This window comes from Singulisphaera sp. GP187 (assembly GCF_900129635.1).
Classification (GTDB): domain Bacteria; phylum Planctomycetota; class Planctomycetia; order Isosphaerales; family Isosphaeraceae; genus Singulisphaera.
The window spans coordinates 1,678,701-1,704,632 of sequence record NZ_FSRB01000001.1; the positions used below are offsets into that span (position 1 = coordinate 1,678,701).

16 protein-coding genes are annotated in these 25,932 nt (G+C 64.2%); 8 read left to right on the top strand and 8 right to left on the bottom strand.

The window, feature by feature from the left end; translation table 11 throughout:
- Positions 1 to 156 precede the first annotated feature (156 nt).
- The 4 genes from BUS42_RS06640 to BUS42_RS06655 form a co-directional block, all read right to left on the bottom strand.
- Positions 157 to 1,506 (bottom strand): enolase C-terminal domain-like protein, encoded by a 1,350-nt coding sequence (locus BUS42_RS06640; RefSeq protein ID WP_083670081.1) that lies wholly within the window; start codon positions 1,504 to 1,506, stop codon positions 157 to 159.
- 512 nt (positions 1,507 to 2,018) lie between these two features.
- A complete protein-coding gene (locus tag BUS42_RS06645; RefSeq protein ID WP_074306244.1) occupies positions 2,019 to 3,299 on the bottom strand; it encodes a glycosyltransferase family 4 protein in 1,281 nt (426 codons plus the stop codon).
- Positions 3,300 to 3,430: 131 nt separating this feature from the next.
- Positions 3,431 to 5,023: an ArnT family glycosyltransferase gene (locus BUS42_RS06650; RefSeq protein WP_254053342.1), complete on the bottom strand. Its 1,593-nt coding sequence runs from the start codon at positions 5,021 to 5,023 to the stop codon at positions 3,431 to 3,433.
- The gene (locus BUS42_RS06655; RefSeq protein WP_254053343.1) at positions 5,014 to 6,108 is read right to left on the bottom strand and encodes a glycosyltransferase family 2 protein; all 1,095 of its coding nucleotides are present in this window, start codon (positions 6,106 to 6,108) and stop codon (positions 5,014 to 5,016) included. The genes BUS42_RS06650 and BUS42_RS06655 overlap by 10 nt, the downstream gene beginning before the upstream one ends.
- A 276-nt stretch (positions 6,109 to 6,384) precedes the next feature.
- Between BUS42_RS06655 and BUS42_RS06660 the strand changes: the two genes are divergently transcribed.
- The 4 genes from BUS42_RS06660 (at position 6,385) to BUS42_RS46340 (ending at position 9,385) form a co-directional block, all read left to right on the top strand.
- A complete protein-coding gene (locus BUS42_RS06660) occupies positions 6,385 to 7,458 on the top strand; it encodes a sugar transferase (RefSeq protein ID WP_074310777.1) in 1,074 nt (357 codons plus the stop codon).
- The gene (locus BUS42_RS06665; protein WP_074306247.1) at positions 7,455 to 8,483 is read left to right on the top strand and encodes a glycosyltransferase family 2 protein; all 1,029 of its coding nucleotides are present in this window, start codon (positions 7,455 to 7,457) and stop codon (positions 8,481 to 8,483) included. The genes BUS42_RS06660 and BUS42_RS06665 overlap by 4 nt, the downstream gene beginning before the upstream one ends.
- A 130-nt stretch (positions 8,484 to 8,613) precedes the next feature.
- Positions 8,614 to 9,279 carry an SDR family NAD(P)-dependent oxidoreductase gene (locus BUS42_RS06670; RefSeq protein ID WP_254053344.1) on the top strand — a complete coding sequence of 222 codons (666 nt, stop codon included), beginning with the start codon at positions 8,614 to 8,616 and terminating at the stop codon, positions 9,277 to 9,279.
- Complete coding sequence (locus BUS42_RS46340) at positions 9,245 to 9,385, top strand: SDR family oxidoreductase (RefSeq protein ID WP_410001695.1); 141 nt, start codon at positions 9,245 to 9,247, stop codon at positions 9,383 to 9,385. Before BUS42_RS06670 ends, BUS42_RS46340 begins: the two co-directional genes overlap by 35 nt.
- Positions 9,386 to 9,460: 75 nt before the next feature.
- On the opposite strand, the gene BUS42_RS06675 is transcribed toward BUS42_RS46340, so the two are convergent.
- A complete protein-coding gene (locus BUS42_RS06675; protein WP_074306248.1) occupies positions 9,461 to 9,685 on the bottom strand; it encodes a hypothetical protein in 225 nt (74 codons plus the stop codon).
- A gap of 283 nt (positions 9,686 to 9,968) precedes the next feature.
- Between BUS42_RS06675 and BUS42_RS06680 the strand changes: the two genes are divergently transcribed.
- Positions 9,969 to 12,944, top strand: coding sequence for a sigma-70 family RNA polymerase sigma factor (locus BUS42_RS06680; protein WP_074306249.1), 2,976 nt, complete (start codon positions 9,969 to 9,971; stop codon positions 12,942 to 12,944).
- A gap of 523 nt (positions 12,945 to 13,467) precedes the next feature.
- Here BUS42_RS06680 and BUS42_RS06685 read toward each other — a convergent pair.
- Complete coding sequence (locus BUS42_RS06685) at positions 13,468 to 14,709, bottom strand: hypothetical protein (RefSeq protein WP_143206261.1); 1,242 nt, start codon at positions 14,707 to 14,709, stop codon at positions 13,468 to 13,470.
- Positions 14,710 to 15,922: 1,213 nt separating this feature from the next.
- Between BUS42_RS06685 and BUS42_RS06695 the strand changes: the two genes are divergently transcribed.
- On the top strand, positions 15,923 to 16,273 hold the full coding sequence (locus BUS42_RS06695) for a hypothetical protein (RefSeq protein ID WP_074306252.1): 351 nt from the start codon (positions 15,923 to 15,925) through the stop codon (positions 16,271 to 16,273).
- 84 nt (positions 16,274 to 16,357) lie between these two features.
- Here the strand turns inward: BUS42_RS06695 and BUS42_RS06700 are convergent, their stop codons facing one another.
- Both BUS42_RS06700 and BUS42_RS06705 read right to left on the bottom strand, forming a co-directional pair.
- The gene (locus BUS42_RS06700) at positions 16,358 to 19,474 is read right to left on the bottom strand and encodes a HEAT repeat domain-containing protein (RefSeq protein ID WP_254053345.1); all 3,117 of its coding nucleotides are present in this window, start codon (positions 19,472 to 19,474) and stop codon (positions 16,358 to 16,360) included.
- 488 nt (positions 19,475 to 19,962) lie between these two features.
- A complete protein-coding gene (locus BUS42_RS06705) occupies positions 19,963 to 23,040 on the bottom strand; it encodes an ATP-binding protein (protein WP_074306253.1) in 3,078 nt (1,025 codons plus the stop codon).
- 786 nt (positions 23,041 to 23,826) lie between these two features.
- Here BUS42_RS06705 and glmM point away from each other — a divergent pair.
- Positions 23,827 to 25,170: a phosphoglucosamine mutase gene (gene glmM, locus BUS42_RS06710; RefSeq protein WP_254053346.1), complete on the top strand. Its 1,344-nt coding sequence runs from the start codon at positions 23,827 to 23,829 to the stop codon at positions 25,168 to 25,170.
- Positions 25,167 to 25,880 carry an HAD family hydrolase gene (locus BUS42_RS06715; RefSeq protein ID WP_074306255.1) on the top strand — a complete coding sequence of 238 codons (714 nt, stop codon included), beginning with the start codon at positions 25,167 to 25,169 and terminating at the stop codon, positions 25,878 to 25,880. The genes glmM and BUS42_RS06715 overlap by 4 nt, the downstream gene beginning before the upstream one ends.
- Positions 25,881 to 25,932: the final 52 nt, after the last annotated feature.

The following is a 25,932-nucleotide window of genomic DNA, read 5'->3' on the forward strand; positions in this document are numbered from 1 at the left end:
CCTGTTCCTCTTAGCGCCTGGGAAAAATCAAAGGGGATGGAGCGAATTTAGGGAACGAGTATTCAAAGGGGGCAAGAGCCGATATGACCATGTCGGCTCCTGACCCCTTTGAATTCCCCGCATCCGTTAAAGTAGAGCTACCAAGGGCGCTTCGGATCAGAGCAGGCCGCCGGTCCAGCCCGGTTCGAGTCTCCGCATCAGCGACGCGTCCTCACGTTTCGCCATGCCGCATTTGCGATAGACCTCATGGGCGCGGGCGAGCTTGTCCCGGTCGAGCGTCACGCCCAGGCCCGGCCCGTTGGGGATCGCCATGGTCCCCCCTTGGATCGGCAGCTTGGGTCCTTCGATGATATCGGCATTCTCGGGCAGCCACACGTAATGCGTGTCGCTGGCCATCGTCAGTTGGGGCAAGCTCGCGGCCAGGTGGATCATGGCGGCCATGCTGATCCCCGCGTGATTGTTGCTGTGCTGGCTCAAGGTCCAACCCGCCGCCTCGGCGATCGGCCCGAGCGCCAGGTTGCCGGCAAAACCGCCGAAGTAATGAAGGTCGGTCAGAAGCACGTCGATCGGCTTCCGACGGAACGCCTCGGCTAGGTGGGCGAAGCGGGTCACGCACATGTTGGTGCTCATCTTGAGCCCCGTCGCCTTGCGAACCTCGGCCATGGCCGTCTGGCCTCGGACCGGGTCTTCATAATACTCCATCGGCAAGCCCGCCAGCTCCTTACCGATCCGGACCGCCGTCTCCGTTCGCCAGCGCGCGTTGGGGTCGATCCGGAGCAGGCAATCGGTCCCGAGCGTACTGACCATCGCCTTCAAGGTGTCGCGCTCGGCTTCGGGTGAGAGCACTCCCGCCTTGAGCTTGAAGCTTCGAAACCCCCAGCGCTCGCGAAACTTCCCTGCCATCGCAGCCATCGCCTCGGGCGTTCGGACCTCGCCCCAGTCGTCGAGCGCCCGAACTCCCCGCCCCCGCGCATCGCTGACCCGAGGGTCGGCAAGGACGGTCGGATGGTCGGCGGCATACCGGTAGAAGAGGTAGGCCGCGACAGGGACCTGGTCACGCACCGGGCCTCCGACCAACTCGCAGAGCCGCCGGCCGGTCGCCTTCCCGCAAGCGTCGAGGCACGCCATCTCAATCGCCGCATAGGCCCCCGGCTCTCGCGGCAGGATTTCCCGCGCGAGCTCGCGATAGCTGAAAGCGTTCCGCCCGACGACGATTGCCCGCGCCCGCTCGAGCGCATCCGTCACATCCCGGTTCCCCGAGGTCTCGCCGATCCCGATGATCTTGCCGTCCGTCTCCAGCTCGACCACGTTCCTCAAGAAATAAGGGCCGTGGCAGCCCCCCGCAAAGAGCAACGGTGGGTCGGGAAGCGCGATCGGCGTGACCTTCAACCCGGTGATCCTGAGCGGCGCCTGACCGTCCTGAGCGGCGAGGACCGACGACTGCGTTTTCGCTCCCACGAGGCCGACAGCGGCCAGGCGAAGCCAGTCTCGACGATGCAGACTCATGTCCGTAGCACCCTCGAACGGGATCGACCCAGTTCAGAGGCTCACCTTAACCGGGCGCTTGGGACGCCGCCACAACGAACCCGACGGATTCGCCTTCTGGGACAGGCTTTGAGCCAGGGCCAGCGCACACTTTACTCGTTGATAGAAAAAACGTTACGGAATCAGGAAGAAACCCCGGGAATTCAAAGGGGGGTCAGGAGCGAATGGCACGAGGATAATACGACTATTTATTTAGAAATATTTTTTTAACACGCGATAAGGCGTCAGGCATGATGGTATGGCTAATACGATTGGACTTTTTATGTGCTCGTGCGATTGAGCGTTTGTTCCGGAATGAGGGTGGCCTCCCCTGGGAATTCAAAGGGGTCAGGAGCCGATATGGCCATATCGGCTCCTGACCCCTTTTTTCTCCCGGGGTCGGAGACCCCAGCGACAAGGACGTGAGCGACTCGAGGACAAACCGCTGTCCCGTGAATCGTCCTGAAATCGGAAAGTGATTTACGTCCCGTTCCTTACCCGGCCTGGCGACCGAACCAGCCCAGCGCGTGCTGTCGGGGATTGGCGATCGCCTGTTCGGTTCGGGCGCGAAGCGTGGCGTACCGATCGTCCCAGGTATAGCCCTGATCGACGAGTTTTCGCCCTGCCTCGCCGAGTTGCCGCGCCCTGGCCGGATCGTTCAGGAGTCCGCCGATCGACTCGCTCAAGCGGTCGAGGTCACCGAAGGGGACGAGAAGCCCGGTCTGTTCGTGGCGGACGACCTCGGGTACGCCCCCCGCGTCGGCGGCGACCACGGGAAGGCCATTCGCCCAGGCCTCGAGGAAGACGATCCCGAACGAGTCGGTCCGGGAGGGCATCGAGAAGAGGTCGATCGCGGCGAAGAAGTCGGCGCGCTGGTCGAGGGGAAGGGGACCGAGGAGGGATAGCCAGGAGGGAACTCCGCCGGGAAATTCGGCGAGGAACCGTTCGAAGCAGGGGGAGCTTGGTCCGGCCATGACCAGGTGGATCGGATCGTCCGACGACCGCGCTTCGTTCAAACGGGCGACCGCTCGAACCAGGTCGTTGCTTCCCTTGTTCGGGTCCAGGGTCGCCAGGTGCCCGACCACCGGCCGTCCCGCCGGGATCCGCAACTTTTGGCGAACGGATTGGCGATCGCCGCCGGTGACTTCCTGATGCTCGACGGCCATGCCGAGCGTGAGGATTCGGGCGTCGGCGATGCCCCAGTCGCGAACCACGTCGGCTTCCAGGCTGGTCTGGACGACCACGACGTCGGCGCGAGCGAGGAGGCGAATCTGGTGCGGTTTGGTGTAGTACTTGCGGACCGGGTCGCCGGGGGTCGCCAGGTGGAGGAACGGAGTGAGGATCAACGGAGCCCCGGCGTCCTGAGCGGTCCGGAGTGCACCGTACGAGAAGACGGTGTAAGGGAACCCGACCGCGAAAACGGCGTCGTAGTTGCCTCGGACCTGTTCGATGCCCGGCAGGATTGGCATGAACGAGTCGGCGCGGCATTGAGTGGGCCAGTGGGGCGCGTAGCTCAAGAGCCGTCCGACATAGCGCTGGAGGGGACGATGCCGGACCGCGAATCGGCGAACCCGCGCTCCATCGACCTCGGTCTCGCTCGGTTCGTCGACGCGCCGACGGCTCTGATCGGTGAAATACCAGAGGTCGTGGGCGTCGCTCGTCAAGACATCCACGGAATGGCCGTCCGCGACAAACCGGCGGACGATCGCCCGTCCGTAGTTCTCTGCCCCACCCACACACGGGTAATAACGGTGGGTAAACCAGGCGATCCGCATCGGGTGTTGTCCTCCTTGACGAGCATCCGCCGCCGCTTGTCGGACGCTCGTTTCGGTTCTGAGCGTCCCTGCGAACAGGCCACCAATCACAACTCAAGGCTGGGAACCGGAAAGCAAGCGGGACGGGTGGGCTATCGCCGAGTCGTTGGCGGGGTGCCCGGATCTTCCTTCGCGGGGGTCTGCTGGGCGACGGTGGGCCGCAACGGGCCGCGGCGGTCGTAGATCTGGATCTGCACCTCGCGCGGTTTCGGGTGCGCCGGGATCGTGAGGATCGGGTCGCGGCCCGCGATCATCTTGCGAACCACCGGTCCGTAGTTCCAGCGCCCTCGAAGATGGGCGTCTCGGACGACGACCCAGCGGGTGTTCGGATCGATCGCGGCCCAATTCACCTCGGAAAAACGGAAGCCGGGCTGGCCGCTGAAGAAGAGCGACCAGTCGGTCATGTCGAGAACCTTGCCGTGGTCGTGGGCCTTGGTCTGTGCGATCCAGGTACCGGCGTCGCGATAGGCCGAGAAACTTCCGTGATAGGAAGTCATGCCCTGAACGTGCGGCACGGCGATGAATCCGGCCAGGATGGCGGCCCAGACCCCGGGGCCGAGCCGGAACCGTTCCTCGCCCTGCCCGAGCCACTGCCCTGGGATCACGATCGAACGCATCAACCAAGCGATGCCATTAGCGGCCGCAAGGGTCAGGAGCATTGCCGGGACGAGGCCGTGGCGGACCGTACAGTAGCCGCCGGTCGCGTGCAACCGGATCAAGCCGAGGGTCGAAGCCACGACAATGACCCCCATGAACAGCCAGACCCGAGCGCGGGCCGACCAGGGACGCGCGGTGATCAGGCCAAGCAAGACCAGGGGTAAGAGCGCGGTCGACACCGCGGTCCGAACGACCTTGAGCATCCGGCGGGTCGCCATCCGATAAGTTTCAAGCGTGGTCTGGTTTGGCGCCAGGGGGCGTTCGCGCTCGATGGCCATCGCGTCCGACTTCGGCGCCGTGCCGAGGAGCCGTGCGATCGACGGCTTCGTCCCAAGCCCCCCTTTGGCTGCCATGTACGGTCCGACGAGCAGCAGCGGCCCGACAACCAGGAAGGCCACCGCAGCCCACCAACGGGGCCAGTAGATGCGAGTCGCCCAGTGGAGGGGCAGGAGCAGGAGCGTCGCCACCAGGGCCAACGGGAGGAGCATCCCTTCGGGGCGCGTCAGGTAAGCGAACGCACTGAAGCTGATCATCAACGGGAGCCAGAGGAAGCGGCCCTCGCGTAAGAACCGGACCGCGGCCCAGAGGCCGCACGTCCAGAAGAGCAAGAAGGTACACTCGCTCAGGACGTTGATCACCACGAACCCGGAGATCGGGTTACCGAGGCAGAGCAGGCAGCCGATCCAGGCCGTTGTCGGGCCATAGATTTCCAGGCCGAGCAAGTAGAGCGGGATGACCAGCAAGATCATGGCGCTGGCCGAAACGATCTGGGCGGAGCGCTGCCAGGAGACCGGATCGGTTCCGCCGATGACCCGGTGGACCGCCGCGATTGCCATTGAGTGGAGCGGATGATCCACCGACTTGATCAGGCCTTCGGACCAGGCTCCGCGTTCGATCCGTTCAGCCTGGTGGATATAGCGCAGGCCGTCGGCGAAGGTGGCGTCCGAGTGGTAGCTGAGCCACAAGAGAAGCCCAGCAACTCCGACCATAAGGAGGCCGACTCGAACTCCATGTTGAATCAGCGACACGCCGGTCCGTCCTTTCGCGGTTTGAGGAGCGTCGCAGTTGACGGTCCTCGTCGCTTCCCTGCCGGAACAATTTGAGGAGTGGTGTGCGATCCCTCACGGGACCCACGAGTCACGGCCAAAGACTTCGCGGTGATCGAATCGGCGAGGGTCAACACTTGGCGACCCCGCGGTTCGAGTCCTCGACGAAACGCTCGTGCCATCTCTCCAATCGTCCGCCACGCTCGTCCATCATCGGTCCTTCCTTGGACCATTGACCCGCTGCGCCTTACGATCGCTTCGAGCGAAATAATCCTCGAAAGCGTTAGGAACTGCCATCGGGGCAAGTGTTTACGGAAATACAAGAGCTTGCTGTGTCGAGTGATGACCCGCATTCTGGGGGAAATCGCTCGATTTTGCAAGGGATGTAGATGGACAACCCGCACATCCTGGTCATAAATCACCGACCAACCGCGATTTTGAGCGGAGCGGCAGAGGTCGACCTCTTCGTGGTAGAGAAAGAAGTCTTCGTCCATCCCCCCCACCATGGCGAGCATGCGGGTATTCAGGAGCATGCAGGCACCGGTGACCCAGGCGACCGGGCCGGGGCGTGTCCGCCAACCGGGCTGGTATTTCCGCCGCGAGCGCGGTATCAACTGCTCCCAGGCCGTTCTGACCAAGCTAGGGAAGACGCCGACCGAGGGTTGTCGGGTGCCGTCCGGGTTCAGCAGCTTGAATCCGACGACGCCGGGCGCCTGGGTGGTCGGATCCGCCTCGAATCGAACGATTCGGTCAATGATCGAGCGGAGTTCCCCATCCGGGATGAGGACGTCGGGGTTGAGAACCAGGAGCCACCGGCTGCGAGCGGCTTGCCAACCGGCGTTCACGCCGGCGGAGAAGCCTCCGTTGTCGGGCTGGGCAAGGAGTTGGGTTCCCGCACCTCGAGCAATGGCCTGCAAGAGGTCGGTGGGGGGCCGGTTGGGAGATGCGTTATCGACGACGATGACCTCGCAGATCCCTTGGGCCACTTCCGGAGTGGCCTCCAGCGACTCGACGAGCCGGCGCACCTCGGGCCAACTGTCATAGTTGACGATGACAACCGTCAGCAACGGAGTCCGCTCAGTGGGGGATTCGGGATTTTTCAGGGACGATCGATTCACGCGTTCGACCTTGCTGCGGGCAATCGGGGTAACGATAACGGCAAGTTTACCGAATTCACTGGAATAAAGCGTCGGTTCGGTCGATGGAAGAGCTTGAGGGAATTACGATCGAGGTCCGCCATGGATCGGCGGAGAGACTCCAAGGAGACCGTTGGGGTTGAGCCGGGCGCGGGCCCGGACGGACTCTCGCCCCTACGCCAGACACCGATGGATCGGTGGAAACCCATGAACAATCCTCTCGAACTGACCGGACGGGTGCGGCCATTGAGTCGTCCGTCAGCGGGGCGCGTCTTGATCGTGGGAGCCCGCCGGGATAGCCGTCGCCTGGCGCGCAGCCTGGGCGAAGGCCCCTGGGCCGGGCTTCCGGTCGTCGGTTTTATCGACGCGGGCCACCCTCGATATTCGGGAGGCATCGGTCGAGGACGACAACTGGCCGTCCACGCCCAGAGCGATCCCGTCCCCGTCCTCGGGGGCATCGACCGGCTCGACGAACTGGTCGATCGCTCGCGTGCCACCCATGTCGTCGTCGCGGTCTCGGGGGGGCCGGCGAAGCGGCTTCGAACCCGGATCCCCAACCTGACCAATCCCGAGGTGTCGGTGCACTGGGTGACCGAGCAAGTCGATCGAGCCACGCGGCCCCCGCACGGGACGTTTGTGCCGGTGGAGCGACCGTCCTGGTCGCTCCCCTGGGATCGGTTGGGCAAACGTCTGGTTGACCTCATCGGTTCGGCGATCGGCTTGACCCTGCTCGCTCCCTTGTTCCTGGTGGTCGCGTTCTTGATCCTCGTGACTACGGGGCGGCCGATCTTCTACTCGCAAGAGCGCGTGGGGCAGGGGGGGAAGCTATTTCGGATCCTCAAGTTCCGGAGCATGAGGACGGACGCCGAAGGGACCACCGGCCCGATCTGGGCCTCGAACCACGACGCCCGTTGCACGCCCATCGGTGATTGGCTGCGGCATACCAACATCGACGAGCTGCCCCAGCTCTTCAATGTGTTCTGGGGCGATATGAGCCTGGTCGGGCCGCGCCCCGAGCGGCCGATCTTCGTCGAGCAATTCCGCGACACGATCCCCGACTATGACCTCCGCCACGCGGTGCCCGGCGGCATGACGGGCTGGGCGCAAGTCCATGGCTGGCGCGGGCGGACCTCGCTCCGCAAGCGGATCCAGTATGATCTCGACTACATCCAGCGCTGGTCGTTCATGCTCGACTTTCGGATCCTGCTGATGACCGTTCAGCACGTGGCCTGGGGAAAAACCACCTGGGTGAGCCCGAAGCCGCGGAGCGGCGAGCAATGAGCCCGGCCTCGACGTCCGTCCGGCCGGTCTGTTCGGTCGTCATCCCGAGCTATAACGGCCGACCCTTGCTCGAGATCTGCCTGGCCAGCATTGCGCGCCACCGCCTCGACCAGCCCGCGATCGAGGTCATCGTCGCCGACGACGCATCGAGCGACGACACCGCGGAGTGGCTCGCTCAGACGCATCCTGACGTGCGCCTTGTGTGTCTCGAGCGTAACGGGGGCTTCTGTGCTGCGGCTAACGCGGGAATCGCGGAAGCTCGCGGGCTTTACGTTCAGCTCCTCAATAACGATACCGAAGTCACCCCCGGTTGGATCGAGTCCGGCCTGGCTCCGTTCGTCGACCTGCGGGTCGGTTCGGTCGCCCCGTTGGTCCTCGTGCGTTCCGACCCCTCGCGGGTGGATTCCGCCGGCGATTCGTACTCGTTGGTCGGTTGGCCGAGCAAGCGCGGCCACGGACAATCCGCGCAACGTTGGCTCGAGCATCCCTCCGACCCAGTCTTCGGCGCCAGTGGGTCGAGTGCCTTCTACCGGACCGAGGCATTGCGAGCCGTGGGCGCCCTCGATCCTTCGTTCGGCTCCTATTACGAGGACGTCGACCTCGCGTTCCGGCTCCGCTGGGCGGGTTACGGCTGCGTCTTCACCCCTGCCTGCCGGATCCTCCATGAAGTCTCGGCGAGCTACGACCACGGCCGTCCCGCACTCCAGCGCCGGATGTCGCGGAACGCCGAGATCCTGTTCTGGAGCGATCTACCGAAGCGTTGGCTTGCCGTTGCGCTCATCCCCCACCTTCTCTTCACGGTCACTCAAGGCCTGTGGCGCGCGCTCCGCGGTCGCGCGCGGCCGTTCCTGCTTGGCAAGCTCGATGCGCTCAAAGAGCTGCCGACATTGCGAAGTCGCCGGCGGGTTCGCGTCCACCTGGCGCGTCGGGCCGCGGCGGCTCCGCACTTCCCGATTCGGTTCGGACTCTTCGAGGATGCCCGAAACCATTTGCTCCGGCCGCGCGAGGCGTCCAGCCGCTCTTAATCGGTTGAATTGATGGATGAGGACGACGGGGGCGAGAAGTGTTCGGCCGCCCCCTGCTCACATCAAGTCCTCCAGAGCGATACAATCTCAGCCTCAGCGGGACGATTCCACCGGAACATGAGGCAGTGCGATGATCGGGAAGCAGTTCGACCTGACGGGCCGGGTGGCTCTCGTGACTGGCGGCAGTAAGGGCTTGGGCTTGGCGATGGCTCGAGGTTTCGCCGAGGCCGGGGCGGACATCGTGATTGCCAGCCGGACCGAGAACGAGCTCAAGGCTGCGGCTGAGGCGATCGGTGGGAAGTCGCGTGTGGCCTGGTTCGTGGCCGATCTGTCTCGCCGCGAGGAGGCCGCGCGGCTTGCGCGCGAGGCGCTGGGGGCATTCGGGAGGATCGACATCCTCGTGAACAACGCCGGCAATAGTAACCCCCAGCCGGTCGAGCAGATTCAGGACGAGGAATGGGACCGGCTGGTCGAGCTGAACCTTAGTGCCGGAATGGCTCTGACGCGTGCTCTCGCCCCTGCGATGCGAGCCAATGGTTGGGGCCGGATCATCCACATCGGCTCGATCATGGGCTTCGTCTCGACGGCTGGCCGAGCGTCTTACTCGGCGACCAAGGCGGCTCTGATGGGTTTGACCCGTGCCAGCGCCATCGAACTCGGCCCCGACGGCATCACGGTGAACTGCCTGGCCCCCGGCCCGGCCCGGCCCGTTCCTGACCGACCTACCGGCGGCCGTCTTCACCGAGGAGCAAAAGGCTGCCATCGCGGCGCGAACCATCCTCGGCCGTTGGGCTGACCCTGAAGAACTGGTTGGCCCCGCGCTCCTCTTGGCCAGTGATGCCGGCCGCTACATGACCGGCACGACCCTGGTCGTCGACGGTGGGTTCCTCGCCCGTGCATAATCGCCGATGGTCGGCTGGCGTGAGCATCGGAGACTCACGTTGGGAATCGCTAACCATTCATTCGGTTTATAGGTGTCATTTAGCCTTCTGTTGAGCCATCGTCACCGCCAAAGTCGCGGCGAACGCCAGAGCGAACGGTAGGGCGAGAAAAACGAAGAAGGGCACTTGCGTGGCCCACTCGCAAAGGTCAGCGATCGTGATCCGCCTGAGCCAAACGGCGCCCCCCAGCGCAACACCGACGATTGCCACTCCGACCATCATTCGCCACACCGTGAATCGTAAGTGGGGCAGGATCAACATGGAGGGGGCTCGGCGGGCTTGAATTACGAGACCGTCGCCCAATTACCGGGTTTTTCCACCGGGAGTCATTGGGGTGTACGAAAAAAAGGGGACGATGGGATGTCCTTAAGGATTCCCGCGATCTCCCTGCTCGTCCAACACCATCTGGTCGCGAAATTGTAGGCTAACATCCCTGGGTTCGGGGTGTGAACGCCTACAAATTTTTTTCCGATTCCCGGACGCGCCCGGCCTCTCGCGACCAGTAGACTACGGGGACGTGGGTCGAGGGTCCGGGAGCCTTTCGATGGCAAGAGAATCAGCGAATCAGGTCCTCCGACAGATCCAGACGCTTTATGCGACGGGGGCCGTCGGAGGGCTGACTGATGCGCAGTTGGTCGAACGGTTTCTCGGCCGGGACGGGGCCGACAGGGAGGATGCGTTCGCGGCGCTGGTGCAGCGGCACGGGCCGATGGTCTTGTCGGTCAGCCGGCGGATGCTCGCCGGTTCGGCCGACGTGGAGGATGCGTTCCAGGCGGTCTTCCTCGTCCTGGCGCGAAAGGCCGGGGCCGTTCGCCGGGTCGACGGGCTGAAAGCATGGCTCTACGGGGTGGCGGTCCGGACGGCGAAGGAGGCCCGGAGGCGGTCGGCGAGGCGGCGGGCGCGGGAGGGGGGAACGTTGGACGAATCCGCGGCCCTGTTTGCGCCGGATGACCAGGGGCGGAGCGACCTGCTCGCGCTGCTCGACGAGGAGATCGACCGGTTGCCGAGCCGTTACCGCGAGCCCGTCCTGCTCTGCGAGTTGGAGGGAGCGTCGCGGCAGGACGCCGCGCGGCAACTCGGGGTCCCCGAGGGGACGCTCTCGAGCCGGCTTTCTCGAGGCCGTTCGCTGCTTCGCGATCGGCTGGCCCGGCGCGGCGTCGGGCTCGGCACGGGCCTGGTCGCCACGCTGATCTCCGAGCCTGCGAGCGCCTCGTTGCCCGAGCCGCTCGCCGCCTCCACCGTGCGACTTGCCTTGGAGTTTGCGGCAACGGGTGCGACCGCTGGGGCGGTTCCGATGGCTGTCGCCTCGCTGGCGGAAGGAGTGCTCGGGATGATCATCATGTCCAAGCTGAAGCTGATCCTCGTGGCCATCGCCCTTCTCGGCGCGGCGACCTGCCTGACGGCGGGCCTTGCGGTGGCCGTCGGGCCAACGCAGGTTGGGCAACCCCCTGATCCCAAGCCTGCCCCTCCGGCGGCCGTGGCGGAGGCCAATGACAAAAAAACGACGCCCCAGCCGATCCAGGTCCGCGGGGTCGTCGTCGACGAGGCCGGCCGGCCGGTCGCGGGGGCCGAAGTTCGGGCCCTTGCTTTTACCGACCGCGAGGCCCGCGGCGTCTCGGGGGTGGACGGGTCGTTCGCGATCCCGATCCGCCGCCCTCGAGTCGACGGCGCATCGCTCCTCGCCCGCTCCGTCGACGGGAATCGACTTGGGGTCTTCCTTTTTGACCACGGTTTGACCAAGACGGCGGCCGAGGTGCCGGTCCAGGTTGTCCTGAAATCGAGTCGGGAAATTACGATCCGCGTTACCGACTTGAACAATGCCCCGGTGCCCGGAGCCACCGTCGAGGTCGCCGGGTCGTGCGTCTATGACGATGCGAAGACCGGCCCCGACGGCTCCGCATTGCTCCACATCCCGGCCGACGCCACGGTCGGGTGGGTGGTCGCGCAGAAGTCGGGGCGAGGGTTCGACTACGCCGAATACGGCCCGATCGATGAGGCGGGCCGGCTGCGTGGTGGGATCCCGGCCGCGGATCTCCCCGAGTCGGTCGCACTCACGCTTGACGGCGCTCAGACCGCACGGATCAAGGCCGTCGACAGCGGCGGTAAGCCGTTGGCCGGGGTTGACTTCTACCTCTGGGTTTTGCAGAAGGAGGGTCGGCGAAGCCATCTCAATTTCGCGAGTCGGATCTTCACCGCGACGACGGGACCCGACGGAGTCGCCGATTTCGACTGGTTGCCGCGGGCGCAGCAACCCCTCAATTTCTGGCCGATTGGCGATGGCTATGCCCATCGTCGGGTGATCTGGGAAGAGGGGCATGAAGGGCCGGTGATTGCCAAGCTGAGCCCAATCGAGTCGATCCGCGGTCGTGTCGTTCACCCCGACGGTTCGCCCGCGGAAGGTATCGAAGTCCACGCGTCTGGCTCGGGCCACGGGATGGACAACGGCGAGGATCGCACTCGCACGGCCACCGACGGGTCGTATTGGCTACGCGTCAATGCGGGCGAGGTCTATGCCGTCTATGTCGACGACAAAGACTGGGCCGCACCCTCTCGCCTAGACGTCACCGTCCGCGAGGGGAAGCCGGCCGATGGGGTTGACTTCACACTCACCCGGGGGACTGTACTCCGTGGGACGGTCACTGTCGGACCCGATCACAGGCCGGCACCCAACGTTGCCGTCGGGCTCGACGAATCCGGTGATCCGGCCCCGGAGGAATTGCGTGAGAAGGGCGATCACTTCACTCACCAAGTCCGTCGGCATATCGGTATCAGGACCGACTCGGTTGGCCATTATTCGTTCCGGGTCGGTCCCGGGACCTACACGGTGTTGGGGCCGCCGCGGACGGGTGATGAGGAGATCACCATCAAGGACGAGGTTGAGTTGGTTCGCGACTTCTGGATGCCTCGGCCGGAGAAGGGACCACTCACAGGCCGGGTTGTTCTTGCGAGTGCAAGAGAAAAGGGAGTCGCCGGGGCGAAGGTAGAGATCGTCGCCGCCATCAGGACCAACAACCCCTTCTCCGTCACCACCGATGATGAGGGGCGGTTTCATGCCGAACGAGAGCTTGACCCGCTGGTCATTTGCGCGAAGAGCTCCGACGGAAGGCTCGGAGCGATTGTTGAGGCTGGGGCTGACGACTCCGAGGTGGTCCTCGCGGTTGCCCCGACGGCAACGGCCACCGGCCTTCTTCTCGACGAAGGCGGCAAACCGGCCCCGAAGCTTGAGCTCTATTGGGGCCGTCGCGTCCCTCTTGGCGCCGGCGCGTCCACCCTGTTCATGGACTGCTTTGCCCCGAAGGTCGTGACCGATGCCGAGGGCCGATTTACCTTGCCGTCGCTGGTCGTCGGGCAAGCGTACTACATCTCGACCCTTCGGGGAAACGTATACCCCGCGACCGGAGCGGTCCGGCCCAAGGCGCCTGGCTTGATCGATCTGGGGACGCTTCAGATTGGTGTGTACCGGCCAAACACAAGCGAAGCCGCGAGATTGAACGAGGACGATCAATCGCCGTCGCGCTAAGGATCCCCCCCCCGGGGAGCGGGCACGGTTCCCCAACCGATTGAGGGGACAACTCTCGACGGCAAGCCGCGCCCGTTGCCAAGTGAGTTCGATTGGCACGTATGACTTTGATGCTCCTCCCTGGTTGAAGTCGAGACTTTTTTTGGGGGGTGCTGCCACCTCGACTGCAAGCCTTTGCGGCCACCCTCGCTCAGATCGTTTCATTGTTCAATGAATGGGGAGTTCACGGCATGAGCAAGGGAATCTCAGGCAATGGTTCCATAAAAACTCGGATGAACAATCATGGGGAGCCCGACCCGGGGGCGAAGGGTGAGCATCGGCTTGGGCTCGACACGGGCGCCGGGGACGTGCCGGGTGAGAATGACTGAGCCAGCATCGCGACGACCAAGGTCGTCTCCAAGGCGATGAACCTGGTCATGGCTCAGTCTCCACGGAATAAATTGGGTGAATTGTGTTGATTGTGAATTTGTGCATGTTTATTGTGATCGCTCGCCGTTTTTTTATCGCCTGCCCGGGCGGTGGCTTACATCGAAGTCACCTTGAAGCCCAGGGACCGGCACCTGAGGATGAAGTTGTCGGGGTCTGAGCGGCTCTTGATCAGCAGGTAGCCGGGCGGTGCGCCTGGTTCAAGGTAGCCCTTGAGTTTCGGGTGTCCGTGGATCGCCGCGAGCGTCTCGGCGCTGTCGGGCTTGAGCAGGGCGCTACACCAGCGGATGCCGATCTTGCCGCCTGCCTTGGATTTCGTGGTCAGTAGATCCGCGACCGTGGAAGGCAAAGGGGCCGATTCGCGGAGCGCCTCCCGCAACTCCTCCCCCGGTTGGCTTGTCGAGGAGGACTCGGCGATTCGTTTGCGGTCCAGCCGGAATTCGTAGACCTGATCGATCCGCTTGATTGTGCTGTACCGGAACAAGGGCAAGAGCGTTTCCCAGGGCAAGCCCGCGCCCGCGAAAACGGACAGATCGGACTGGACCTTGAGCTCCGTCGCGAGCGTGCGCCTGGAGAGCATCGGCCCGAGTTCCAGCATCGCCAGGCCACACGGGCTGGCGAAATACCAGTCGGTCTTCTCGGCTGAGGCGCCATAGGCCCACTCGGCGGTGTTGATGGCGGCGATCAGGGCGTTCTGGCCCTTGGTGTTGAGCATTCGCCTCCACCCCGCGATACTGACGCCGGTCAGGGCGAGTCCGAGTCCTCGACCCGCCTCGATCAGGTCGTCCTCGGGCAGGAGCGCGAAGGCATGGAACGTCTCGCCAACCTTGGCTTCGACCAGCGCCAGCCCTTGGAACGATGCGAAGAAGAGCGACAGGAACTCGATGGGGTGCGAATCCTTCTCGGCGTGGGGATACCCGAAGGCTTGGCCGGTCAGGTAGTGGACGAGACGGACGATCCCTTGCCGCGCGATTGCCGGGATGCGCTCGGCGTCATGATCCCAGAAGGCGGCGAGGTTCGGTCCCGCTTCGTATTTGTCAGCGCGATTGAACCGGACCACATCCATGGCGATTAGGAGCTTTCCGATCCGCTCAGTGAGGTACTGATTGAAGTTCGCCTCCTTGCCGACGCGGTTCACGTCCATCATGTTGGGGGCGCCGTCGCGCTTGGCCTCAACGCGCCCTGACAAGAGGATGCAGGCGACCGCTCGATACCAGTAGCTGAAGTACGGCGAGTCCTCCAACTTCCCGATCCCGTCCCCGAGGTCCTTGACCGGCATGGTCTTCTGGTGCTGGACGAAAGCCCTGAGAGTGTTGGGAAGGTGGAATTGAGCCATCATCGCCTTTCCTGAAACTTTTGCTTTTTGACGCGGAGGAGGGGCGCTCAAGCATCCGGAGTGAGATGATGGACCATTGGAGTTTACCGTTTACGGTGTGACGTTCCGGAACTCGACCCATCGCCAGCCCTCGTTCGTCGGGTCGACCACGCCGCCGCCATCCCCGCCCGACCTCTTCGCTTTGAGGCAGCTGGTGGTCATCGCGCCCAGCCAGATCTGTCGTCCGGCATGGAGGGTATTCCTCGGGACGTTCGATCCCGGGATTGCATGGACTGCGGTACATTCTATCCGGGCCGATCGGGAATGCGATCACCTCGCGGCGATGAGTCGACCGACGGGTCCGCGGACGATTTCTGGGTCCACCGCGATCTCGCGAGCTTCTTGGCCAAGTTGGGCCGTCCCGACGAGGCGGTCCGCTACGATTCCGTCGCACTGGCCATCCGCCCCGGGGCGAACTGGCCTTTCACGACCTCGGCGACGCGCTCCGCGCGGCCGGGCGAATCGACGAGGCAACCATGTACCCTCGTGCCATGCCCCCTCGGTCCTCCCGGCCCGCCGAGACGACGGAGCCCGAAGCCCGGAGTCGACGTCGGCAATCGGCCCGGAGAGGATGGCGTCTCAAGGAATTAATTCCCCTGACTCGCTGATCACGAAAAGCAAACATGATAGTGAATTTTATTGTTTCTTGCGTAATTGGATTCGCTCAAAGTCCCTCTCGGTTCGAGGCGATACGGAATGCCGTTGACGTAAGTCCTTTGGCGGTTGATAAAATGCATTGATGTCTCAAGAAAAATTACCTTTTACGTATCTTGGAATTGTCGTTCGGCCCCTGCCATCCTTGAGTGATTGGCTACCGAATCCACAGGGAGTGACCGCGACGGCTGAGGGCCGATGGAGCGGGAGGGTAGGCGAAGTCGTCCCCAGGCGGAGATTACTTCCCCGCTGCGCTCCTCCTTCGCCGGCGCCGTTCCACGAGACGCACGACCACGGCATGGTGACAGCCACGGTTGTGTCCTCGGGCTGACCCCGCACCTTCCCAGGTGAACAATGAAGGGTTCTCCCGGCTTTTTCCGCAGAACTTCTGGGGGACATCTGAATTGGTGGCCACTCCGAGTCAGCCTTGCGGGGCTTGGTCCATCCCAACCGAATCGGCTCGGAGGGTACGAACCCGTCGGTCGGAATACACCCAAAGGAACACACCTACAGGAACGCACCAATGATTTCGCTGTTACAACGCGGTGGCCCACGCGTCACGTTGGCATTTGCCCTGGTGTTGACAATCGGGATCACGACCGGTTCAACGGCAAAGGCTCAACAATATGGTGGCGGCGGGGGCATGGGCGGATATGGCTACAACCCGGGGGTCAATAACCTGGGCTATGGTGGCTCCCCTGCTGTCTACGGCGGCTCCGGCTTTCCCTTCTACGGCGATGGTACGAGTTATGGCTATGGTCTCAGCTATGGCCATCCCACGACGTTCTCCAACATGGGATTCTTGGCACCGGTGCTGCGAGACAGGAAAATCCGCACCATCCATCGAATCGGACGGAAGCGAGCGGAGCGCTGATCCTCTGAAGGCGAAATTACTCCGCGGGAACGACGGGCTGTGGATGAGTCTTGGCCTGCCTTTTTAGGTGCTCGATCAGGTCGGTCACGGCGTTTCGTAAATCGGATGACCCCTCTCGGCCTTTGCGATCTTCCAAGACTTCGAGAAGTGAGCCGTCGTCTGGGGCGAGGGATTCGACCAGTTCGAGCGCGGCCTTGCGGATTCGGGGGCTGGGTCTCCCAGGGCCTCGACCAGGGCGAGGTCCGCTTGGGGGTTGGCCAGTCCCGTGGCAAGCAGGGATCCGGCGGCGATCAAGCGGATCCGAGAATTCGAATCGGTGAGTAAATTCTGCATGACCGCTCCGACGAGGTCGGCGGGGGCCAGTTTCAGTGCGGTGGCCGCGTTCAGTCGCACGCCTTCGTCGGCGTCGGTCGTCCGCTCGACGAGCAGGGGAATGGCGTCGCGGGGGAGGGTGTCGAGTCGGCCGAGGGCGTGCGCGGCGTTCGCTCGGACTTGGACCTCAGGGTCACGGAGAGCCTCGACCAGGTCGGGGACGGCTTCCTTGGGGATCACCGCCGCGCGCATCCATCCCGCCGAGGCCACGATCCGGATGTCGCCGCAAGCATCTCTGAGGCCGGCGGCGAGGGCCTCGATGGTCTCCGGGGGTTGGATCAGCGTGATCGCCCGCATCGCCTTCTCACGCACGCTGACATCGCCGGTCCGGGCGGCCTGAAGCAAGGCTTCACCCGCGGCTCTGGCTGCGGGACCGAGTCGGCCGAGGGCCAGGGCGGCGTGGGTCTGGACTGACGTGCTGTCATCCTCGAGCAACCGGCGGCACAACCCGGCGAGCACCGCGGGCGTGGCCCCGGCCAGCTTGGGGAGTACCAAGATGGCCTCGATCTTTACGCCGTCGTTCGCGTCGTCCAGGAGGGGAATGAGGTCGTTCACGACGGCTTCGCCCGGATTGCCCCATCGCCCCACTGATTCCAGGGCGGCGGCTCGGACCAACGGGTCGGCGTCCTCGAGCCCCGCCAAGATTACCTGGACCGTCGCTGACGTGGGAACGCCGATCGCGCCCAGGGCGCGGATCGCCTGACCGCGAACCGCGCTGTCCTCGTCCTGAGCCGCCTGCTCGAGGGCCCGCCGCGCACCGGCCGCAGCGTCTCCGAGGTTGCCAATCGCCTCGGCCGCGTTGCCGCGGACCTGCGGGTTGAGGTGCTCGAGGGAGCCGATCAGGGCGGCGACCACCCCGTTCTCCGACTCGCCCATCTGGCCGAGGGCTTCAGCCGCCAGGGCGCTCACCCGGTTGTCTTGATCGTTCAACGCACGCACCAGGCCAGGGACGGCGGCCTCCGCGGCCGTTTCGCCGATCTTGCCCAGCGCCTCCACGGCCTTGGCCCGCACCTCGTCGTTTTCATCCTTCATTGCCTCGACCAGGGCCGGAGCGGCCTCATCAGCGGCGGCGCCGATGGTCCCCAACGCCTCGGCAGTCTGAGCGCGCACGACGGTGTCTAGGCTCTCGAGCCCTTCGGCCAGGGTGTCGGTGGCCGCCTCATTCAGGGGCCCGACCCGGGCGATGGCCTCGGCGGCCGCGGTGCGTACCGACTCCTCACGGTCTTGGAGGAGCGGGACGAGTGTGGAGATCGCGGGACTTGCGGCCTTGTTCAGTGACCCGAGTGCGCGTGCGGCCGCCGCCTTGACCGGTCCGCTGGCATCCTGCAATAACTCGATCAGGGCGGTTACTGTCACTTCCGCCGATCCTCCGACCAAGCTCAGCGCTTCGGCCGCCTCGCAACGGACCGTCTCGTCGTTGTCCTTGAGCCGTCCGATCAGGCCGTGGACCGCGGTCGACGCCGGTGGTCCGATCCGGCCCATGGATTGGACGGCCTGGGTTCGCACCGCCGCCGAGTCGTCGGCGAAGGCGGCCTCCAACGTCTCGACCGAAAGTTCGACCGGGTCGCGTGGCGGTTCGGGCGTCGCACGCCTGCTTCGGCGGGCCAACCAGAATCGTTTCGCATGGTCCCTCAACCCGAGGCGCAGGACGCGGGCACGCGCTACGCCAGATGTTGCCGTCCGGGCCGAGCCAAGGGTCCCCAATGCTTGGGCCACGCTCTGCCGGACCAAGGCGCAAGGGTCCTGGCTGAGCCCCGCCAGCAGGGGGACCGTGTCCACGGCGTGAAGCAAGCCGAGTGCGGCCACGGCGACGGCCCGAACGTGCTCCTGCGGGTCGTGCAGATGGCGGACCAGGGCCGGGATCGTTGACGGCCCGATCGTCGCCAACACCAGCGGCAACTGGTCCCGCTGCTCCTTCGTCAGCGACGGGACCGATCGTAAGGAAACCAGGAGCGGACCGATGGCGCCGCCGCCGAACTGGGCCAGCGCGTTCCGGGCCCGCTCGTGAATCGGCACGTGCGGACTCCAGAAGTCGGCGATCGTTTCCGCCAGCAACTTCCCTTGCCGGAGCGAAGCGAAGACTTGTTGCAGCAACACCAGGCTGAAGAATGCCTTGAACGCGGCCAGCAGTGTGGAGGCCGGCCAGGCAGCCGGCCGGATGAACTCGGCGCGCAGCCAGTGACGTGACTTGGCCAGATCGAGCACGTCGAGCAGACCGAGAAGTTTCGTGATGGCATAAGCAAGAAAATCGATATAAGCTGGCTGTTCGGTTCCGTCCCCCACCGCGAACCAGCGCCTGCCGACGATGTCGTAGAGACCCTGATTGAGCAGGGCGAACCCGCCGATGATGGCGACGGTGGCGGCGACCAACAACGGGACGCGGACCTGCGCGCCGTACCGCGCCAGGTGCGTCGCCTGTGTTTGACCCTTCAGCGGATTATGGATGGCCTTGTGGCCCCGCTCGACCTCGTATCGCTCGATATCAATGAACATGTAGGCAAGGCAGGCGATGGTCCCCATGAACAGCGGGGCCAGGCCACATCCGATCCTGAGACCTGGCAAGGAGTCGCTGGCGACGCTCCCCATGAAGAGGAATCCGACGGCGAGGGCAACGAAAAGGGGCCAGCTTGCCCACGCCAGCCAACGCTCCCAGAGCCGAAACCCCTTGCGGATGCTCCCCCTCACCACGATGCCGAGGAGCTCGAGGATCCAGCCAATCAACCCGACGCGGTACAGGACACCGGCGGCCACCCCGAGTCCTGCCAACGAGGCCAAGAGCAAGTAGGACGAACGGCTACGATCCAGTTCGAGTAACCAAGAGGTGTTCATGGTTCAAAAACCGAGATGTCGGGGAACTTTTTTCGATGGAAACGGGACGCCGGTAGGAGACCCGTCAAGCAAGGCGCCGGCCCGGGCCGTTTCCTCGCCCGCGATCCCATGGTCGCAGCCCTTCGAAGGTGCAGAGCTGTGGGCGTTGGTGACACCTAAGTCCAAGGGCGGTCTCCGACGCATCGCGTCCCTAAGGTGGGGCGTACCGACCGTTCCGTAAGGTTGGGCCAGGAGCGAAAGCGATTTGGGTTATCTCAGAGCATATTGCATGCCGCGTGGTTTGTCTCTGGAGAACAGCCAGTTGGCCCGATTGGGAACCAGTGGCACTGTCGTCGTTCCACTGTTGCCCTGTGCAACCGGAGTGATTTCGGGAAGTCGTTGACTGGGCATGGCCCCCCAATCGTCCCGCCGCTGGCTTAGGGTTTACGTGTGCAAAAATATTGATTGGATTGTTTGGCGGATTGAACCAGGTCATTGAGCGGGGTGTCCTAGTTTCCGGCCTGCGCGATCGATCGCATCAGCTCTTGGAGGGCATCGGGGTCGACCGGTTTGACCAGGTGGTGGTCGAACCCGGCTTCGCGCGAGCGTCGGCGATCCTCGGCTTGGCCCCAGCCGGTCAAGGCGATGAGCGTTACCCCTTCGAGCCGTTGATTCCGCCTGAGCTCTTCGGCAACCTCGTACCCATTCATGCCTGGCAGCCCAATATCGAGCAGGACCAGCGTGGGTTGAAACGCGTCGGCCTCTCTCAGGGCTTCGTTTCCGTCGTAGGCGGTTCTGACCTCGTGACCTGTCAGCTTCAGCAGCCGGGCGAGCGTGTTGGCCGAGTCTTGGTTGTCATCCACGACGAGTAAGCGAGGCTTGGCGGCCGGCTCGGACGCTTCACGCTCGAGACTGGATTTCACACTTTGCTGAGCGTCCGGATTGGCTCCGACCGCCGGGAGTCGGATTTCGAATTCGCTGCCGTGCCCCGATCCTTTACTGCGTGCCTCAATCCGCCCACCATGCAATTCGACCAGCCTGCGGACGAGGGTCAGGCCGATCCCGAGCCCTCCTTGCGACCGCTCGAGCGATGCTCCCACTTGCGTGAACATGTCGAAAATCTTGGGGAGCATTTCCGCGGGAATTCCGACTCCGGTGTCCTTGACGCGAATGAGGGCCTCATCGCCAACACGTTGGGTGGTCAGCTCGATGCGTCCGCCTGGCTCGCTGTATTTGGCGGCATTGTTCAGGAGGTTGGCCAGCACCTGGCCGAGCCGGGTGCGATCGGCCTCTAGGACGATCGGCTCCGCCGGGAGTTTGATCACCAACTCGTGTCCGGATTCCTCGATGAGCTGCCGGCTGGTCTCCACCGCACTCTCGACCACGGTCTTGAGCTCGATCCGCTCGGTACGGAGCGTGATCTTGCCGCTACTGACCCGGGAGACGTCCATCAGATCGTCGATCAGGTGGACCATGTGCCCGAGTTGTCGCTCCATCATGTCGAGGGTCTGATCGGTCTGATTGGCCTCACGCCTGAGCCGCAAGATTTGGAGCCCGGTACGGATCGGGGCGAGTGGGTTCCGCAGTTCATGCGCGAGCGTCGCCAGAAACTCATCCTTGCGGTGGTCCGTCTCCCGGAGCGCTTGGTAGAGCCGGGCATTCTCGATGCCGACCGCGGCGATGGCGGCAAGTTGGGTGAGGACCGCCTCGTCTTCCTCGGTGAACTCCCCCTCATCCTTGCCCGAAAGCCGAATCAGGCCCAGGTTCCTGCCGCCGTGGCCGATGAGCGGGACCGCGAGCCAGCCGTGGGTCGCGTTGGGACTGTCCTCCCGTGGCCCGCCGAACTTCTTCCAGGCCGGATGGGCTTCGAGCTCGGCCTGGCTCAGACGAATCGGCTGGTTCGTTTGGCGGACAAGCGCGTCCAGCGCCGTCCCGTCGAATGCCTCGACGTCGGGACTCAAGGCGTTGGACGCGTTCGACTGGGAGACGGTCTGGATCGCTTGGTTCCAGTCTTCGCCGACCGTCAGATGCGTGATCGAGAAGTGGGCTCCGATGATGACTCGGGCCTCCTCGCTGACGATTCGCGCGACGCTCTCGACCGAGAGCGATGCATTGATGCTTCGCGACGCGGCGGCGACCTGCCTGAGGAGGTTTGAACGCCTGGTTTCGGTCGCGAGGTGAGCGGCCACGTCGTGCTCTGCCTGCTTGCGCTCGGTGATGTCGAGCACGACCCCGTCGAGTGCGAGTGGCCGCCCCGCTGCGTCGCATCGGAGCCGCCCGCGGTTCGCGGCCCAGCGGAGGGACCCATCCGGTTTCACGATCCGGAATTCCGCCTCGTAGAGGGCACCCGTTTCGCGCGAGTGAGCCAGGCCCGCGGCAACCTGCTCGCGATCGTCGGGATGGAGGCGTTCGATAAAAAAGTCGGGTCCGACGTCGGCCAACTCCCGCTCGTCGACACCGAACAGTGCCGCCACGTTTCGGTCCACACTGGCGCGGCCGGTCTCGAAGCTCACCGTCCAGGCGCCGATCTCGGCCGCGGACAGGATTCCCTCCAAGCGGTCGCGAGCGGACGAGAGCGCTTCCAGGGTCCGGGCGCTGGCGATCGCATTTGACACGTGTCCGGCGACCAGATTGAGAAATCGTCGGTAGTCGTCGGACAAGGCGAGACGAGGGGAAAGGCCAATCACGAGGATTCCGGACATGCGCTCCTGGCCGGCCACGGACAACGGGAGTATCAGGGCTTCGCGCGCTGCTTCCCGTGGGCCAAGGGGCGGGTCGAGAACGACGACTGCGTTTTCGTTAGAGGTGGAATGAACCTCGGTTGCAAGGGGCCAGACCTCCTCGCCAGGTCGGGTGCCATTGAGGGAAATCAGGGCGGGGCTCGAGGGGTCTCCCGGCTCAAGCCCCATACTTCCCGCGAGGTGAGCGACATCGCCCGTCCCGGGGGCGAGATAAAGGAGCGCGAACCGGATGTCGGCGGTGTTGCTGGCGAGGACTTCCAGGGTTTGGGTACAGACTTCGGAGCCGGTTCTCGAGAACGCGGTTTTCGCCGCGAGGTCCTTCAGAAGACAGGTCCTTCGTTCGTTTAAAACGCGGTAGGTGGTCTCGGCGGCCGAATTGAAGAAGCCGGCGATGCCCCCTCCTTCGCCTCGGATCGGGCCGAAGGAGTAGTCGAAGTAGCACTCCTCGGTGTACCCATGCCGATGCATCAAGAGGAGCTGGTCCGTGGAGAAGACCCCTTCCCCGGTCGCGTAGATGTGGGCGAACTGGGGGCCGATCACGTCCCAGATCTCCGCCCAGACTTCCCGGGCCGGACGTCCGAGCGCACCGGGGTGCTTGCCGCCGGCGATCGGGCTCCAGGCATCGTTGTAGAGGAGGGTCAGGTCCTCGCCCCAGTAGATGGCGGTCGGATAACACGAGTTCAAGCAGATGGATACCGCCGACCGGAGGCTCTGGGGCCAGCTCTCGACCGGCCCGAGCGTCGTGCTCGACCAGTCGAAACCGCGCATCAGCGTGCCCATCTTACCACCGCCGCCTAGGAAGCTGTGATGCGGATGGCCCAGTCTCTCCGCGTGAGCACCCGTCATCAAACCCCGTCCTCCTCAGCTTCCGATCGAACCGCACTCGACCGGGTAGAATTCAACACTTCATCGCGGAGGTGCAGGTGGTAGGACCTTTGAATGCTGGTGATGGGGCTTCCCGGTCCGGTCCCCATCTCTACAAGGTCTTCAGCGAGACGTGGAGCACCTCGGGAACTTTCTGCCTGAGTCCCGTTGTTCTTGAGTTTCAAGAGGATCTGTTGTCGTGCCCACAGGGCGAGCCGGGTCAGGTGAGAATCAGTTTATTGGCTGGTCGTGCACGTGGGCAAGACCAGATGCCCGGTCGTAACGGGCCAGTTGTCTTGGTAGAACTGAAAGGGAAACATAGGTTTTGATCCGCCCTGAGATTCGAACCGAAGCGGTGGCTCGAAACTCGACCGTCAACCCATCATCGGGAAGGAACAAACCTTGGAGGGTGGCGTGGGGAAGCCTTTGAAAATCAGGTGAGTCCGGTGTTCCAGGTCCATGGCCAGGGCATCGTGGCATCCGTTGCTGAATCAGGTCATTCACCGACGTCATGACTCCGAGCAGACCCCATTCCCCCTTGATTTGCCGGTGCCTGATGGTGGGAAGCGGCGGCTTGCGGGTTTCGATGTTTTGGGTGGGCGGCCCGATCCTTTGGTTTATGATGGGGGTGGAGGTGGTGTTTCGATTCCTCGTGGTCTGAATGGTCTTCACCTCGAGCGGGAGATTCTCTAACTTGGGGCCTTGGATTTCCGCGCGGGGTATCGGAAGGAAACGAGGCACGACGTGGGCGGGACTCGGATTGCTAGTGTGTCGGGGTTGCGTGGCGTGGTCGGCGATGGCCTCGACCCCACGGTCGTGGTCGAGTTCGCGGCCGCCTACGCGTCGGGCTGCGCGTTGGGGCCGATTGTGGTTGGGCACGATGGGCGGGTCTCGGCGCAAGTTTTTACCTCGGCTGTGTTGGCCGCCGTGACCGCCACGGGCCGCGATGCCTTGCTGGTCGGCCCCACGGCCACTCCGACGATTGGCCGACTCGTCCGTGACCAGGCGGCGGCCGGTGGAATCCAAATTTCAGCGTCGCACAACCCGTCCAAATATAACGGCCTCAAATTTTTTCAGCCCGAGGGGATGGTACTGAGCGCGGCCCAGGGGCGAGCCATTCTCGATCGCCTCAATCGCCGCGCCTTCGAGTGGGCTCCCTGGGATGCGCTCGGGCGGGTTCGCTCGCTGGACGACCCCGATCAGGCGCACCTGAAGCACGTGCTCAACATCGTCGACGTCGACGCGATCCGTCGTCGCAAGTTTACGGTGGTTCTCGACGCTTGCCATGGGGCAGGGGGGCGTCTGGGGGCGGTTCTGCTTCGTTCGTTGGGCTGCAAGGCGGTCGTGCTCGGGGCGCTTCCTGATGGTCGCTACGATCATCCTCCCGAGCCGACGGAGGCGAATTTGCACGCCTTCTCCGCGATTGTGCCCGCCACTGGCGCGGTCGTCGGCTTCGCTCAGGACCCTGACGCCGATCGACTCGCCTTGGTCGACGAGACGGGGCGGTACATTGGCGAGGAGTTGACCCTTGCGCTGGCGGTCTCGCGCCGTCTGACTCAGGTCCGCGGCCCCTTGGTCCTCAATCTTTCGACCTCACGGGTGAGCGAAGACTTGGCCGTGCGCCTTGGCTGTCCGGTCCACCGCACCCCGGTCGGTGAGATCCACGTCGTCGAGCGAATGCGCGCGGTGGGAGCCGTGCTCGGTGGCGAGGGGAATGGCGGCGTGATCGACCCGCGGGTCGGCTTCGTTCGCGACAGCTTCGTGGCCATGGCCCTCGTGCTCGACTTGCTCGCCGCGACCGAGGAGCCACTTTCCCGGTTGGTCGATGCGTTGCCGAAGTATGCGATGGTGAAGGATCAATACCCACTCCAGCGGGACGGTGGCCCCGACGGGATCGCTGCGCTCTGGGACAAGATCACGGCGGCCTATCCTGAGGCCAAGTCCGACCGTCGTGATGGGCTGCGACTCGACTGGTCCGATCGCTGGGTCCATGTCCGATCGAGCAACACCGAGCCGATCGTCCGGGTCATCGCCGAGTCGGCCGATTCGGCAACCTCGCGTGCGCTCGCCGATCAGATCGGACGTTGGGTGACTTCGGGAGGCGCTTCGTGAGCTGGCCGACGTTCGACCGACCCCCGGTCGCCGCTTTCGTCGACGTGGATGGGACCTTGCTTGCGCAGACCACCACGTTACTCTTCGCCCGGATCCTCCGCCGACGCGGGCTCATCAAGCGGTCGTTCGTCCTCCGCGCGCTCTTCCATGGGCTCCAGCACCGTTTTGGCCGGCTCGACTACGGCATGCTCATCGCGTTCGGTCTGAAGAGCATCGCGCGGATCCCGGTCGTCGAGCTGGAACGGATCGCCTACGATAACTTCGTCGAGTTTGTCCGGCCTCGGCTCTACGAGGGGGTGGTCGAGCACCTGAACGCGTTGCGGCGGTCGGGAACGGCCGTGGTCCTTGTGTCTTCCTCTCCTGGGATCGTGATCGAGCCGTTGAGTCTCTATCTCGGCTGTACGGACACGATCACGACGCCGGTCATCATCGAACGCGGTCGGTTGGTCGGAATTGGCTCTGGCCCACCATGTTACGGAGAGGGCAAGCTCTATTGGGCGGAGCGCTGGGCCGAGGATCATGGGATTTCGTTGGACGATTCGGTGGCTTATGCGGATAATTGGAGCGATCGGGCGTTGTTACAGCGCGTCGGTACTGCGGTCGTGGTCCATCCGCACCGAAAGCTGCAACAACTGGCAAAGGCGCGCGGCTGGTATATTGTGAGCCCGCGCCGGCCTCGGTCGTCGGTCCGTGGCGAATTGGATCGCTAGGATCGGCGTTCTCTCGTTCTGACTCGATTTCGCTGGCCTCGGGCGATTTCCT

What these genes read in the sequence shown, in the direction of transcription:
- BUS42_RS06640 (WP_083670081.1), bottom strand. Translation starts at nt 1,506, where the DNA reads ATGAGTCTGCATCGTCGAGACTGGCTTCGCCTGGCCGCTGTCGGCCTC.
- BUS42_RS06645 (WP_074306244.1), bottom strand. Translation starts at nt 3,299, where the DNA reads ATGCGGATCGCCTGGTTTACCCACCGTTATTACCCGTGTGTGGGTGGG.
- BUS42_RS06660 (WP_074310777.1), top strand. Translation starts at nt 6,385, where the DNA reads ATGAACAATCCTCTCGAACTGACCGGACGGGTGCGGCCATTGAGTCGT.
- BUS42_RS06665 (WP_074306247.1), top strand. Translation starts at nt 7,455, where the DNA reads ATGAGCCCGGCCTCGACGTCCGTCCGGCCGGTCTGTTCGGTCGTCATC.
- BUS42_RS06670 (WP_254053344.1), top strand. Translation starts at nt 8,614, where the DNA reads ATGATCGGGAAGCAGTTCGACCTGACGGGCCGGGTGGCTCTCGTGACT.
- BUS42_RS06675 (WP_074306248.1), bottom strand. Translation starts at nt 9,685, where the DNA reads ATGTTGATCCTGCCCCACTTACGATTCACGGTGTGGCGAATGATGGTC.
- BUS42_RS06680 (WP_074306249.1), top strand. Translation starts at nt 9,969, where the DNA reads ATGGCAAGAGAATCAGCGAATCAGGTCCTCCGACAGATCCAGACGCTT.
- BUS42_RS06685 (WP_143206261.1), bottom strand. Translation starts at nt 14,709, where the DNA reads ATGATGGCTCAATTCCACCTTCCCAACACTCTCAGGGCTTTCGTCCAG.
- BUS42_RS06695 (WP_074306252.1), top strand. Translation starts at nt 15,923, where the DNA reads ATGATTTCGCTGTTACAACGCGGTGGCCCACGCGTCACGTTGGCATTT.
- BUS42_RS06700 (WP_254053345.1), bottom strand. Translation starts at nt 19,474, where the DNA reads ATGAACACCTCTTGGTTACTCGAACTGGATCGTAGCCGTTCGTCCTAC.
- BUS42_RS06705 (WP_074306253.1), bottom strand. Translation starts at nt 23,040, where the DNA reads ATGACGGGTGCTCACGCGGAGAGACTGGGCCATCCGCATCACAGCTTC.